The sequence below is a fragment of the Rhizobium rhizoryzae genome (assembly GCF_011046895.1).
GTDB lineage: Bacteria > Pseudomonadota > Alphaproteobacteria > Rhizobiales > Rhizobiaceae > Neorhizobium > Neorhizobium rhizoryzae.
On the sequence record NZ_CP049251.1, the window covers coordinates 14,944 to 29,002 of the forward strand.

At 56.1% G+C, this 14,059-nt stretch carries 8 protein-coding genes and 2 pseudogenes; 7 read left to right on the forward strand and 3 right to left on the reverse strand.

Translation table 11 applies throughout. From position 1 onward, the window contains the following. Positions 1–95 precede the first annotated feature (95 nt). Positions 96–1,468 (reverse strand): annotated as a pseudogene (locus G6N80_RS22270) (ISNCY family transposase). Between the two features lie 281 nt (positions 1,469–1,749). On the opposite strand from G6N80_RS22270, the gene G6N80_RS22275 reads away from it, so the two are divergent. Beyond that, complete coding sequence (locus G6N80_RS22275) at positions 1,750–4,419, forward strand: bifunctional diguanylate cyclase/phosphodiesterase (protein WP_165137345.1); 2,670 nt, start codon at positions 1,750–1,752, stop codon at positions 4,417–4,419. A 77-nt stretch (positions 4,420–4,496) separates the two neighbouring features. Here G6N80_RS22275 and G6N80_RS22280 read toward each other — a convergent pair. Continuing rightward, positions 4,497–4,721 (reverse strand): annotated as a pseudogene (locus G6N80_RS22280) (transposase); the annotation flags it as partial. A gap of 229 nt (positions 4,722–4,950) precedes the next feature. Between G6N80_RS22280 and G6N80_RS22285 the strand changes: the two are divergent. Further along, complete coding sequence (locus tag G6N80_RS22285; RefSeq protein ID WP_165137348.1) at positions 4,951–5,400, forward strand: hypothetical protein; 450 nt, start codon at positions 4,951–4,953, stop codon at positions 5,398–5,400. 764 nt (positions 5,401–6,164) lie between these two features. Here the strand turns inward: G6N80_RS22285 and G6N80_RS22290 are convergent. After that, positions 6,165–7,928: a methyl-accepting chemotaxis protein gene (locus G6N80_RS22290; RefSeq protein ID WP_165137351.1), complete on the reverse strand. Its 1,764-nt coding sequence runs from the start codon at positions 7,926–7,928 to the stop codon at positions 6,165–6,167. Positions 7,929–8,318: 390 nt separating this feature from the next. On the opposite strand from G6N80_RS22290, the gene G6N80_RS22295 reads away from it, so the two are divergent. The 5 genes from G6N80_RS22295 (at position 8,319) to G6N80_RS22315 (ending at position 13,928) form a co-directional block, all read left to right on the forward strand. After that, positions 8,319–8,807 (forward strand): MarR family winged helix-turn-helix transcriptional regulator, encoded by a 489-nt coding sequence (locus tag G6N80_RS22295; protein WP_165137354.1) that lies wholly within the window; start codon positions 8,319–8,321, stop codon positions 8,805–8,807. Then, positions 8,804–9,667, forward strand: a complete 864-nt coding sequence (locus G6N80_RS22300; protein WP_165137357.1) for an SDR family oxidoreductase — start codon at positions 8,804–8,806, stop codon at positions 9,665–9,667. Before G6N80_RS22295 ends, G6N80_RS22300 begins: the two co-directional genes overlap by 4 nt. Before the next feature lie 75 nt (positions 9,668–9,742). Beyond that, a complete protein-coding gene (locus tag G6N80_RS22305; protein ID WP_165137360.1) occupies positions 9,743–10,555 on the forward strand; it encodes an SDR family oxidoreductase in 813 nt (270 codons plus the stop codon). Continuing rightward, positions 10,548–12,359, forward strand: coding sequence for a glycoside hydrolase family 15 protein (locus G6N80_RS22310; RefSeq protein WP_165137363.1), 1,812 nt, complete (start codon positions 10,548–10,550; stop codon positions 12,357–12,359). Before G6N80_RS22305 ends, G6N80_RS22310 begins: the two co-directional genes overlap by 8 nt. Before the next feature lie 354 nt (positions 12,360–12,713). After that, positions 12,714–13,928: a GGDEF domain-containing protein gene (locus G6N80_RS22315; RefSeq protein WP_165137366.1), complete on the forward strand. Its 1,215-nt coding sequence runs from the start codon at positions 12,714–12,716 to the stop codon at positions 13,926–13,928. The last annotated feature ends 131 nt before the right edge of the window (positions 13,929–14,059 follow it).

Consider the following 14,059-nt stretch of genomic DNA (forward strand, 5'->3'; position numbering starts at 1 on the left):
CACACCGTTCAGCCCCGATCTGGGCGGCAGATCCGCTTGCAAGATCAGATCGGGGCGGGTGGGGCGCACCTCTTCGGCTTTAGCTTTGAGACGCCTTACTCGGCAGCCCGTTGCCGCAACAGCGCTTTCTCCCGCCGTGCAATCACGGCCGGATCGCTCATGAATTCCTTCCGCCGGCCGGGCCCGCGAGCACGTTTAACGTAGCCGTTCTTCTCGCTGTTGCTCTTCACCTTCGGCTTGTCCTGCTGCTCCTGGCGCTCCTTGATATAGGCCAGAACATCCCCGAGCCGCTTGTTCTCGGTGATCGCTGCATGCGTTACCCGCTGGTCCTTGTCGAACACCTTGTAAGGCAGGCAATAGCCTTTCCATCGGACATCCAGGCGGCCATCTGCATAGACATAGGTCTCGACGTAGCGACCGACCAAATCGCGTGTTACTTCGGTTTCCTGCAGCATGATCCGCTTACGCTCGAACGAGAATGTCAGCTGCGCTCCGACATAGCGCTGCTCCCGCTTGCACAGATCTGAGCCAGCCGATCCGGCGTCAGGTTCATTGGGCGATGCAGGTCATCGGGCCGGGCAGGGACGACCGCAAATCGTTTGTTGTAGTCCTCCATGAAGCCCGGCAGGAACGCATTGCCCGTGTCCATGCGGCTGATCCCAGCCAGCCGCAACTCTTTAACCAGCCGGTCCTGCAGCGTCCGGTTCATCCGCTCGACCCGGCCCTTGGCCTGGCTCGAATTTGCACAAAGAATCTCTATGTTTAGCTCGCAAAGCGCACGCCCGAACTGGGTCATGCCCTGGCCGCCCCTGGCATCCTTCTTCGCCACCCTGAACACCGAATGCTTGTCTGAATAAAAGGCGATCGGCGCGCCATGGTGTTTGAGATAGAGTTCCAGTGCTTCGAAATAGGTGAAGGCGCTTTCCGAGCGGACAAAACGCAATTGTATCAACTTGCCGGTTGCATCGTCAACGAACACCAGAAGCGAGCACGACGGGCCGCGGTCCTCAAACCAGCGATGCTCAGACCCGTCGATCTGCACCAACTCGCCATAAGCTTCATGCCGCAGTCGGGGTTGGTGAAAGGTCCGGCGCTGCTTGCGCGACAGCCAAAGACCGGCATCGACCATCCAACTGCGCACCGTCTCCCGCGACACATGCAAACCATCCCGCTCGGCCAACTTCTCGGTCACCAGTGTCGGTCCAAAATCCGCATAGCGTTCGCGAACCAGCGTCACCGCGTAATCCCGAATACCGTCGCTGATCCGGTTGTTCGACGTCTGGCCAATCGCCTTGTGCCGGATCGACGCCGCGCCGCCAGTCCGCATCCGTTGCAGAAGCCGACGCACCTGGCGCTCACTCAGGCCGAGAACATGTGCCGCCGACACCATCGTCATCCGACCGCCGATGACCCTCGATAAAACCTCGATCCGCTGCACATCTCGCTCGCTCATCGCTATCAACCCCATCCGCTTGTCTCCGCGCTATCAAACGCGGGGAGTGTGACACTTTAACTTTGCAGAAACAGGACATTCTAACTTTGCGGCTACAGTTTCAGTTGCGTAATCTAAATTATGGAACCTTAAGGCTGGAAGGATATGAAGAGCAAGGCGCTTTAGGCCCAGGTTAGCCGTAGATCTTTGCTGTTATTCAACAAATATTAAATTCATTTTGTCAGCGTTCAGAGAAACACCAACCCTTTATCAGGATTCATCTCTGTAGGGCAGATGCGCGTGGTACATGGAGCGCGATGAACACTCGGAACGCCCCACTTCGCTTTAAACGGCTCGGATACTTCATTCCCGCTATCGCTGCGACAGTGGCAGTGGTGATCGCCGCTTTTCTTGCCGATGCCCAAAAGCGGCGACTTGAGGAAGAATACCTCCGCTCTTTCACCACCGAACAGCTCGGGCTACTGCGCTCACGCTTGCAAGGCAATATTCTCGGCAACATCAAATTGGTTCAAGGGTTGGTTGCTACGTTCGAAATTGAGCCGAACATGGCCCCTTCCCGCTTTGAGGATCTTGCAAGCCGCATCTTCAAAGATGACCACCAGCTTCGCAGTCTCGCCATCGCGGCGGATTTTGTCGTTAGCCGCGTCTATCCTCTGCACGGCAACGAGGCGAGCCTCGGGCTGGATTACCGCAAGAACGAACACCAGCGCGCAGCAGCGATGCAGGTCAAGTCGCAAGACCGACTGATCGTTACCGGCCCGGTGGATCTCGTTCAGGGCGGTCGGGCGGTGATCGCGCGGTATCCTATCCATTCCGGCCCTGACGACAGTTTCTTCGGCATTGCCTCTGCGGTGATCGATCTCGACCAGCTCCTTGAAAGCAGCGGGTTTCAATCAGATCTCGAGTTCGCTGTTTCGGTTTCCAGCCGCCCACATGTTGGCGGGGAGACGAAACCTGTCTTCAAAACCAACGCCGCTATCGACGTCGACCCGGTGGTTATGTCTATTGATATTGGACACGAAGCCTGGACCCTGTCAGCGTCACCGATACATGGCTGGGGCCAGCGATCTGATAATCTTAGCCTCTTCCGCGCCGGATTGGCGCTTCTTTCCACAATCATCGTCCTGCCCATGTTCTGGGCCGGGTACCTGATGCGGGACAGGCATCGGCACATCGTCATCCTTCAGGACCGAGAGGACAGGCTCGAAACGGTCTCACAGCGCCTGCAACTGGCTTTGGATGCCTCAAAGGTGGGCGTATGGGAATACGACTGCGAGACAAAGACGCTGTCCTGGGACGCGCGCATGCGCGAACTCTACAATGTCGCACCGGAGCAGACGATCTGCCGATATGAGGATTGGCGTGACGCACTCCACCCCCGCGATCTCGAGGGTGCTGAGCGGGTTTTTTCCAAGGCTCTCGAGGCGGAAGAACCATACATTACCGATTTCCGTGTATTGGGGCGCGATGGCCGCATTCGCTACATCCGCGCCCACGGGATGACTTATCGCACGTCAGCTGGTAACAAACGTATCGTTGGGGCCAATTGGGATGTTACTGAAGACGTGCAGCTTCAGGACGAGCTACTTCAATCCAAACTCACTGCCGAGGCTCAAAACAGGGAGCTTGAAGATGCCCGCTCGGTCGTAGAACACAATTCTTTGCACGACTCACTGACAAGCCTTCCAAACAGGCGCTACCTTGATCATCAGCTTGCACTTACCCGCTCAAGTGACTACCACCGGCCTTTGAGCCTGCTACACATCGACCTCGACCGCTTCAAGGATATCAACGACACTCTCGGACATGCGGCAGGGGACGAAGTGCTCAAGCACGTGGCTATGGTACTACGCACTGAGGTGCCCGCTGAGGACTTCATAGCTCGGATTGGCGGCGACGAATTCGTATTGCTGTCGCGTCGCGATCCAGCACTGGCCAATTTCCCTCTCCTGTCGTCTCAACTCATTGAGGCGATCTCCAGGCCGATAGCAATTGAGGGCCATGACTGCCGCATCGGCGCCAGCGTCGGCTTCGCAATACGTCATCGTAGCGACGAGACGCCTGAGCAGTTGCTCGTAAACGCCGATATCGCTCTATATGAAGCAAAGCGCCGCGGGCGCAACCGCGTCGAGGCGTTCAACGGCGAACTGCGTCTGCGCACGGTAGAAGTTAAACGGCTCAGTGACGAAATCCTTCGCGGGCTCGAACGCGGCGAGTTCATCCCCTTTTTCCAGCCCCAATTTGATGCCGAGACGTTGGAGATCGTCGGCGTGGAGGCTCTTGCCAGATGGGAGCATCCGACACGCGGCATCTTGACGCCGGATGTTTTCTTGCCTGTCGCAGAGAGCCTCAATGTCGTTGCCCGGCTCGATGAGGCAATCCTCCAGCAGGCTCTTTTCCAAGCCACGCGTTGGGAAGGCCAAGGACTGGACATACCGTGTGTATCGGTGAACGTTTCCTGTCAGCGCTTGCGAGAGGAAAACCTTATCGACAAATTGAGGGCGATGAGAATCCGGCCAGGCGCGTTGACTTTCGAACTCTTGGAATCAATCTCATTCGATACGGCGGACGAAGGGCTGAAGCAGGCGATCGATAATATCAAAGCGCTCGGCATCGACATTGAACTCGACGACTTTGGCACCGGGCATGCCTCCATCATAAGCCTTCTCGAACTCTCGCCCAAACGGCTGAAAATTGACAGGCGTCTCGTGCGGCCGCTTCTGGAATCCCCAGCACAGCAGAGCCTGGTGCGCTCCATAATTGATATCGGCAAAGTCCAAGGTATCGAAACGGTCGCAGAGGGTGTCGAAACGTTGGCCCATGCGGAGTTGCTACGACGCTTAGGTTGCCATGTACTGCAAGGGTACGCTTTCGCCAAACCGATGGCTGCAGAGGACTTTCTCGTCTTCGCCAAAGCACGCACATGGACGGCAGAGCGACAGCGCGAGCAAAGGGCGCGCACTTGAGGCACCTTTTTGCGGATGGTGCCTTCTTTTCCCAGGCGATAGGTGCCCTCGCGAGCCTCTGTAAAAACCTACCTCACGCTTGCGGATTTCCGAAGCCTCTCGATCTCAAGCTGCTCAGGCTTCATCTGTCCCTGACCAGGAAACGCCTGTGCTGGGTCTGAACCCTTATTCCCTGATCCACTTACGCAGAACATTCTCATGAACATCCAAGTCGCGGGATGCTTGCGCGACGCCGACCCACGCTCAGGAACCAATCTCACCGCCTCAAGCTTATACTCGCGGCTGAACTTACTTCGTTGCATTCGTGCACCCCAATTTCATTGGATGCACCGTACCTTGGTGTCGAAGAAACCGGTAGCAGGCCAAATCGGGAAACCGGAGAGCACAAAAGCGGGTGAGTGATTTGCCGGAAGGCCAATCCAATAAATTCGAAGTCAATCACATTGTAATCTTCTAAAATTGAGCGAAAGTGAGTTGCGGTGAACGCTGCGACATTGCGGCCCGCCAACTGGGACTCAAGGAGGAATTGCAATGCTTTTACGAGTACTTCTGCCCTCTGCCTTTGCACTGATGGCGCTTGGGGCATCTCCCGCTGCTGCGTTGACGATGAAAGAATGCAGCGTCAAATACCAAGCTGCTAAGGCCGATGGCTCAGCTAAAGCCATGAAATGGAACGATTTCAGAGCGAAGTTCTGTGGTGCTGATGCGGCAGCGGAAGATGCGGCAGACGATAAAGCCATCGCTGCTACCGATGACAAAGAGCCTGAAAAGCCAACGATCAAGACGCCGAAAGGCGTCAGCATGCCAAAAGCGGTGGACAAGAAGTATGCTAGCGAAACCCCGGGTAAAGCACGTCTTCACACATGCGTTGATGCTTACAGGACCAACAAGGAAGCAGGGACGCTGGGCGAGTTGAAGTGGATCCAGAAGGGCGGCGGCTACTGGAGCCTTTGCAATACCTCGCTCAAGGGCGGCGCCTGAAACTAAAATGGACTGATAGCGCGTGTGGTCGACATCACCTGCGCTATCGGTTTTAGCATATCAGAGATTGATTTTTATCAAATCTGCATGCTGTGAAATTGGCTATCAGAGACGCGTTCAAACCCTACAGGCGTCTCATCACGTGACAACAGTTCAATCCCCGTTTTGTTCTCTGGCGGTCCATCAACAAGATCAGATACTGACTGTTCTGGCATCGACCATCAGACGTAGTAAGCACCCCGGGAAACATGGAAGAGCCGCATGCTCGTCTAGGCTCCTTTCTGCCATTGCGACATCGTTGGGCAATCCAGAACGTGACGCAGAACACGCAGAGAGTCTGGCACTTTTCGCGATCAGGTTCATCCGAGAAACGGGACCGGCCGAGACCATATAATGCGGGCCATGCCTCGTCGCGAATGAGGGAGGATGTATAAACGTGTAGATCTGAGATTTGTGAAGCGTCGACTGTGAGATGTCAGCGGTCGCCGACGGTAGTCTATTTAGATGCATGCGGAATGCCGCAGCGATGTGTTCGCCCAAGATGGTAGCGGATCTATCTCATCTAAAGAAAACTACGCCATTCGCCCGAATGATAGGGGTTTTTCCATATCGTTATCGCTGATCTGATTGCCTGATCCTAGGTTATACCAAACAATACCATCCGCCAAACAGTAGACCTCTGCCACGTTGCCACGTTCGAGCAATCAGCAAAGACCGGTTACGGAACTCAACCAAACACGTTAAATATCATTGTCTGGATCTTCTCAGAATTCGTTCCAGTCAGCGCGTATGGCGACATTGCCATGTGTCAAGAACGGTTTTGAGGGACGTCGAGGCGCCATTTTAGCGTCTACTCCTCTAGGGACAGTCTTCGATTCGGGTCGGTCGTCATCGAAGCGGAACTGCTCCAGCAATTTAAAGAGAGCTTTTGCCTCTTCAGCGAGCCCATGGCTTGCGGCTGTCTGTTCTTCCACCATCGCAGCATTCTGCTGAGTGCCTTGATCGACCAGATTGATTGCACGATTGATATCGTTCAGCGCTGTCGATTGTTCGCGAGCGGACTCGATGATCGCTCCGATGTCCTTATTGATGTCTTGGACGTTACCGGCGATCTGCTGCAGGGCCTCGCCGGCCTTGCTTACCAGCGTCACACCGTTTGCCACCTGCGAGCCGGAAGAGGTGATGAGCGTCTTGATTTCCTTAGCTGCCGATGCGGAGCGTTGGGCAAGTTCGCGAACCTCCTGCGCGACGACTGCGAAGCCCTTGCCGGCTTCGCCAGCCCGCGCTGCTTCTACGCCCGCATTCAGTGCGAGTAGGTTGGTCTGGAACGCAATCTCGTCGATAACGCCGATGATGTTGGAAATCTCGCTCGAGGACTGGTTGATCTTGTCCATCGCAACGATGGCTTCGCTGACGATTTCTCCAGAATGATCCGCATGCGACCTTGCGCGGCCGACCAGAGCGCCGGACTCTTCGGCCCGGCGGCTGGAGTCCTTTACCGTGGTCGTGATTTCTTCAAGAGCCGCCGCTGTCTCTTCAACCGAAGCCGCCTGCTGTTCCGTTCGCTTCGCCAATTCATCCGCGGCCGTCCGGATCTCATGCGCGCCCGATGCGATGGCCTCGGCGTTGTTGCGGACCGTTTTCATAGCATCACGAAGTCTTGCGGATGCTGCATTGAAGTCGACTCGCAACCTGTCCAGAGAAGCGATAAATGGCTTCTCGATCGTCTGCGACAGATCCCCTTCCGCAAGGCTGGTCAGACAGCTCGCCAGCTGCTCGACATTCTGAACCCGATCTGTGACATCGGTCGCAAACTTCACGACCTTGATTACCCGGCCCTTGAAGTCGAATACGGGGTTGTAGGATGCCTGGATGAAGACAGGCCGACCGCCTTTGCCGACCCTTTTGAACTCGCCGGCTATAAATTCGCCCGCGTTGAGCTTGCGCCACATCTCGGCATAGTCAGGGCTGGATGCAAAGCTCGCCTCGACAAACATGCTGTGATGCTTGCCAACAATCTCAGCTGACGCATAGCCAAGTGCCTGGAGGAAGTTCTCGTTGGCCGAGAGGATCGTCCCGTCTGTCTTGAACTCGATGACGGCTTGCGCCCGTGAAACAGCCTCGATCTTCGCGCCGGTGTCGATGCCTTGCATCTTGGTTTGCGTGATGTCGTTGGCAAACTTGACGATCTTCAACACTTTGCCCGAACTGCTTTTGATCGGATTGTAGTTGCCGCGAATAAAGATCTCCGCACCATTCTTGGCAAGGCGTGTAAACTCACTGCAAACAAATTCGCCACCCTGCAATTTTTTCCAGAAAGCTTCGTACTCATGCGACTGAGCATATTCCTGATCCAGAAATATACGATGGTGTTTGCCGTGCAGCTCCTGCTGCGAGTAACCCATCAGGTCACAGAAGTTCTTGTTCGCCTTCAGGATGTTACCATCCACATCAAACTCGATGATTGCGAATGAAAGATCCAATGCATCGAGAATCTTCGAGGCGCTGAAACTCAGAAAGTTTGCCATGGTGAGGTTCCGATAGGTGCAGTTTGAATGATCGTCACAAACAATAGTTAATATTTTATCAGATCCTCAATCAGAGACATGTTACAAGCACCTCCCGCTAGATTTTGATTTACATGGATGATCTCGCCTCTGCATCGGCCACACAGTGTGACTGAAGGGCCGGTTTTCAGTTTGAGCTGGGGGCCTCTCCCAAGTCCGCAAGCGGCAGCACTGGGAACGCCACGCCGTCAGCGCCTACCGCATCGGGTGCTGGCGATGCCCATAGTACGTGCTTCTCCCAAAGAGCCCCCCTCGTTACCTCGATGGATGAGACTTCTGGAGCAAAAAACCGGAACCTTCCGCCCTAAAGATCATTGACAGCATGTTGCCATGATGGGAGGGAGCTGTCGAATGTCTGACCACGAAAACCAGGTCCGAGCGTTGGCTCTCACCATTTTCGCAGCAAACGGCAGGCTGATCAGCGCCGGAAACGAACTGGTGGCGCATCTGGGACTAACCAGCGCTTGGTGGCAGGTGCTCGGGGCGCTGCGTTATTCACCAGTCCCGCTTCCAGCCGCATCAATCGCCCGGAATATGGGCCTGACACGACAGGCGGTACAGCGAATAGTTGATGTGCTGGCGGATAAAGGGCTGATCGAATTCCAGAACAACCCGCACCATCGCCGCGCAAAGCTCGTTGTTTTGACTGCAGCAGGTCTCAAAGCCGTCACTGACGCTGAGAACGTGGTGGCACCACTGGACCAGGCAATCGCGAATAAGATCGGCAGCGACCGTCTTAGGGAAGCGATCAAAACACTCGAGGAGATGGGCTGCACCATATCTGAATGGCTCGCGCGGCCTCAGTCCCGATCCCTTGAACAGAAGGAGATACCGTTATGATCTTAGTATCTGGAGCCACCGGAGGCATTGGTGGCGAAATCTGCAGACTGCTTGGACAAGCCGGCGTGCCATTCAAAGCCATGTGCCGCAAGCCTGAGCAGGTTGAGCACTTCAAAGGAGAGGGTGTCGAGGCCGTACTGGGCGATTTTGACCGTCCAGAAACGCTTGATGGTGTAATGGAAGGCTGTGACCGGCTCTTTCTCATCACACCGCCCACGCCCGATCAAGTCGAACAGGAGAAAGCGGCCATTGATGCGGCCAAGCGTGCGGGCGTGGCAAGGATTGTGAAGATCTCGGCCTCAGATGGCAATATCCGGTCGACCGTACCCTGGGCAAAATCGCACGCGCTCATCGACCACTATCTGCGCGATGCCGGCATCGGCTGGACCATCCTGAAACCCACGGCCTTCATGCAGAACTTCTTCTGGTTCAAGGATCCGATCGCCAAGGGTTTCCTGCCCCAGATCGCCGGCAAGGGATCTGTCTCCTGGGTGGACACGCGTGACGTTGCGCGCGTTGCGGCCAAGGTTCTCACTGAAGACGGTCATAACCATGCAACCTATTTCCTGACCGGTCCGGAAACCTTGGACATGAAGGAGGCTGCATCACGCCTGTCCAAGGTGACGAAACACAAGGTGCGGTATCTCGACCTACCAAACCCGATCTTCAAAGCCATTCTTCGCCTGACCGGCAACTCCCGCTGGATGGCCAACGGCCTGGTTGCGCAGTTCTCAGACGTTGTGGCTGGCCACCACGATATCGATCCCACCTTCGAGATCAAGCGGCTGACCGGGGTTGCGCCCAGAAGCTTCACTGACTTCGTTCGAGACCACCGGGACGCGTTCGTCCGAAGCAACTAACGCACCTGAAGTTCCAGTCGCGGTGCTCATCTGGCCGCTTTTCACCATAGTCAAGGTTCAATTGGAGGCTGTCTCATGGTTGCCAACACTTCTCGTCTTGCCCATCATTGCGCAATTGTCACAGGCGCGAGCTCAGGGATTGGCCTGGCCATTGCCGAAGGCTTGGCGGCGGCTGGCTGCGCGGTCGCGGTCAACTATCACTCTCACGCCGAAGCTGCCCAAGAGCTGGTCGATCGCATCATCGACCAGGGCGGACGAGCGATTGCGATCCAGGCTGATGTTTCAAAGGAGGCGGATGTCATTCGTCTCTTCGACGAAGCGGCAAAAGCATTCAAGCGCGTTGATGTGCTTGTGTCGAACTCGGGTATCCAGAAGGATGCCGCGATTGCCGACATGTCGCTTGATGACTGGAATGCCGTCATCGACCTCAACCTGACAGGGCAGTTCCTATGCGCGCGGGAAGCTGTGCGACGCTTCCGTGGCCAGCCGATGAACGGACGGCCAGCGCGAAGTGCTGGCGTCATCATCACGATGAGTTCGGTCCACGAAAGCATTCCATGGGCCGGGCACATCAACTACGCGTCGGCCAAGGGCGGCGTTCACATGTTTACGCGTACCCTTGCGCAAGAGGTTGCAGCCGACGGGATCAGAGTCAACGCGATCGCACCGGGGGCCATCAGAACACCCATCAACAAGGACGCTTGGGAGAGCGATGAGGAATTGAGCAAATTGCTCAGGCTCATTCCCTATGGCCGGATTGGCGAGCCGGAAGACGTGGCAAAGGCGGCCGTGTGGCTGGCCTCCGATGAAGCAGACTACATCACCGGAACCACCCTCTACGTTGATGGTGGCATGTCGCTCTACCCGGAGTTTCGCAACAATGGTTGAGCCGCTTCGCACGATTGGTGATCACGGCATTATTGGCGATCTTGAAACGGCAGCCTTGGTCGCGCGTGATGGAACCATAGACTACCTGTGTTGGCCCGCCCTCGACAGCCCCTCGATCTTTGCGGATCTTCTCGATCCCGACAAGGGTGGCGCGTTCGAAATCCGGCCTGAACTGGATGAACCGCGCCGCCTTCAACTCTATGTCCCGGACACCAATGTCTTGATTACGCGCTTCATGGCAGAAAGCGGCAGTGCGGAAATTGCTGACTTCATGCCGCAGCCGGAAGCCCGCATGCGTGCAGGCCGGTGTGCGCGTAGCCTCGTTCGCCGGTTGACCGTGACAAGCGGAGAGGTGACCTTCACGATGCGTTGCGCACCTCGCTTCGATTATGCACGCCATATCCCTGAGGTCGCAGCCATTGAAGGCGGCGTGTGCTTCAAAGGCGAAAAACTTTCTCTTTCCCTTTTTGCCTCCGTTCCACTGGAGCCTCATCCGGCAGAAACCACCGCACGCTTTACGCTGTCCAAAGGGGAGAGCGCATGGTTTGTCCTGGGCGACCATACCATGGCACCACCCGATGACGTCCTCGTTTCGTCGCTGATCGAGGAAACGATCAAGGCCTGGCGTTCATGGCATGACAAATCGACCTACAAAGGGCGATGGCGTGAGCACGTGCTTCGTTCCGCGCTCGCATTGAAGCTTCTAACCTCGGCTCGTTACGGTTCGATCGCGGCCGCAGCTACTTTCTCTTTGCCCGAGGCGCTGGGTTCAGAACGCAACTGGGACTATCGAGCGACCTGGATCCGTGACGCCTCATTCACTGTTTACGCCTTCATGCGGCTTGGCTTCATCGAGGAGGCCGAGCACTTCAATCACTGGGTCAGCGAGCGCGTTGGGAATTGCGAACGTTCTTCCCCCTTGCGCATCATGTTCGCGCTTGACGGGTCGGCAATGGCAGAAGAAACAGAGCTATCCCATCTTGCAGGTTACGCTGACAGCCAACCGGTTCGGATCGGCAATACAGCTCATGCGCAGACGCAGTTGGACATCTTTGGTGAACTTCTCGACAGTGTCTATCTATCCAACAAGTATGGATCTGCAATCAGCCATGACGGCTGGGAGCATGTCCGGACTATCGTCGATCATGTGATCGACCATTGGCAGGAGCCAGACGCCGGCATTTGGGAGATCCGCTCGAAGCCGCGGCATTTTCTTCATTCCCGGTTGATGTGCTGGGTTGCGCTCGACCGGGCAATTCGGCTCGCCCGCAAGCGCTCACTCGCGGCACCCTTCATGGCTTGGGCCGAGGCCCGTGACGCGATAGCCAACGATATCTGGAATAATTTCCGCCATCCCGAACTCGGTTATTTTGTGCAAGAGCGCGGTGGAAGTGAGCTTGACGCAGCCTTGCTGATGATGCCGCTTGTCCGTTTCGTCTCTTCCAGCGACCCGATCTGGCTCAAGACGCTCGATGCCATCGGAGAACAGCTCTGTAATGATGGGTTGGTTTATCGCTATCGTGGCGCAGATGGACTGGAGGGACAAGAAGGCGCCTTCACGACCTGCACATTCTGGTATGTGGAGTGTCTCGCCCGAGCTGGCCGTCTCGAGGAGGCTCAGATGAACCTGGCAAAGGGCCTCGCCTACGCCAACCATCTCGGACTTTTTGCAGAGGAAGTCGATGTGCGCGGCCTTCCGCTCGGCAACTTCCCGCAAGCGCTCAGCCATCTCGCGTTCATCAGTGCCGCCCACTTCCTCGACCGTCGGCTTGATCCCACATATCGGCCGAGTTGGCAGCCTTGATGGCTATATCGAAGCCTCCTCTGCATCCAACGGGGCACAGAAAATAGGCCGTCAATGGTAGCTTCCAAAACTAACGCAAAAACAAGGCTGCGACCGAGCTCAATCCTATCTTCATTGACGAACGCGCGCGTTGGCGACGATGAATGTCTATAGCTCTCTCTGGATCGCGAGACAGGCACACCCGTATCGTCACATTCGATCAACTGGCAAACATTTTTGCGGAACACCCCAGCCTTAGTGTGGGTACTCAACAGCACGCTTAACGCTACACCAACCATGTCGGCAACATGAGAGGCGACGTAAACAATCCTCTAAAAGCATCACTGTAGGGTTTGACGTAAGGCAGGCAAAGCGATGCAGATTGATTTACAAACCCTTTGGTATTTGACGGTCGGAACGCTGCTGGTGTCAGCCTCTCTTCTCCTTTGGGAAAGGCAGGCTCATCCCGGTCGCGCAAGCGTCCTCAGTGTGCTGGCTGCGGCACTCTTCGCGTTCGCTGTCGGATGCATACTCGCAATGTATCGCAGCCACTTCCCGGCAACGCTCGCCATGGGAGCGATCAACATCATCATGATGTTGGGCTACCTAATGGTTCTTGACGCCATCGCCGGCCTCGACGGTCGGCGATATCTTTGGTCGTCGATCACCATGCTAAGCTCCCTTACCATCGTCTGGGCGGCCGCTGGCACTCACTTCCCAGCCGCGTTCTGGAACCATGTCTCTTCGATCCCCATCGCGCTGACTTCGGGGTTGTCGGCGTGGATACTCTTGCGCAGCCGCACTGCCCAGCAATTGCGCTCACGTCCGATCGCTGTATCAATCTTGGCCGTCCATGCCTTGTTCTACTTTAGTCGAGCGTTCATTGTCCCTATTCTCCTTGAATGGTACGAGCAAGATATTCTCCTCATCATCGGGAAGGCGACGATGTACGAGGCCGTCTTGTACTCAGTGGCGATGCCGATGTCATTTCTGATGATCATTCGAGAGGAGGAAAAGCTTCGCCTGCTTCACCTCTCACAAACCGATCAGTTGACTGGCCTTGCAAACCGTCACGCCTTTTTTGAGCAGGCATCTCGGATCCTCCGGAAGCGACAAAGTGATCAAGTCTCACTGCTCGCTTTCGACCTCGACCACTTCAAAGCGATCAATGACCGTCATGGACATCAGACTGGAGATAAAGTTTTGCAGCGCTTCGCCGCAACTGCCCGCCAAGAAGCGGGGCCTGACGCGCTTATTGTCCGGCTTGGCGGTGAGGAATTTGCCGCGCTGCTGCCAGGGTGCGACCATTCCCAGGCTCTAAGACGCGGCTCGGCGGTCGCGAGCCGGTTCGCTAAAGAAGCCGCTCAGATAGATGGCTTGAAAACTCACGCGACCGTCAGTATTGGCCTTGCGGCACCAGACTGCCACGACCTCGCCGGTATGCTTGCAAGCGCAGATGGTGCCCTTTACCGCGCGAAGGGTCTTGGGCGGAATCGTATTGAGGCCGCGCTGCCAAACGAATTGCTGCAGCACCCCTCAGACAATCCGTTGCATCATCATGTGGGGGTATTGGCGACGGGGGCGGCCTAATCCGGTCTAGCGCTTTTGAACAGATATGAAACACCAACGACGGTAAACGTGCCGGATGCCCATGACGCAAAAACGGCGCGCTTTTCGTCATCGCCGATGTCGTGGGCGGCAAGCACGTCTCGTGGGTGATT

Coding starts and splice junctions, on each gene's coding strand:
- G6N80_RS22315 (WP_165137366.1), top strand. CDS start 12,714: ATGCAGATTGATTTACAAACCCTTTGGTATTTGACGGTCGGAACGCTG.
- G6N80_RS22305 (WP_165137360.1), top strand. CDS start 9,743: ATGGTTGCCAACACTTCTCGTCTTGCCCATCATTGCGCAATTGTCACA.
- G6N80_RS22290 (WP_165137351.1), bottom strand. CDS start 7,928: ATGGCAAACTTTCTGAGTTTCAGCGCCTCGAAGATTCTCGATGCATTG.
- G6N80_RS22295 (WP_165137354.1), top strand. CDS start 8,319: ATGTCTGACCACGAAAACCAGGTCCGAGCGTTGGCTCTCACCATTTTC.
- G6N80_RS22275 (WP_165137345.1), top strand. CDS start 1,750: ATGAACACTCGGAACGCCCCACTTCGCTTTAAACGGCTCGGATACTTC.
- G6N80_RS22285 (WP_165137348.1), top strand. CDS start 4,951: ATGCTTTTACGAGTACTTCTGCCCTCTGCCTTTGCACTGATGGCGCTT.
- G6N80_RS22300 (WP_165137357.1), top strand. CDS start 8,804: ATGATCTTAGTATCTGGAGCCACCGGAGGCATTGGTGGCGAAATCTGC.
- G6N80_RS22310 (WP_165137363.1), top strand. CDS start 10,548: ATGGTTGAGCCGCTTCGCACGATTGGTGATCACGGCATTATTGGCGAT.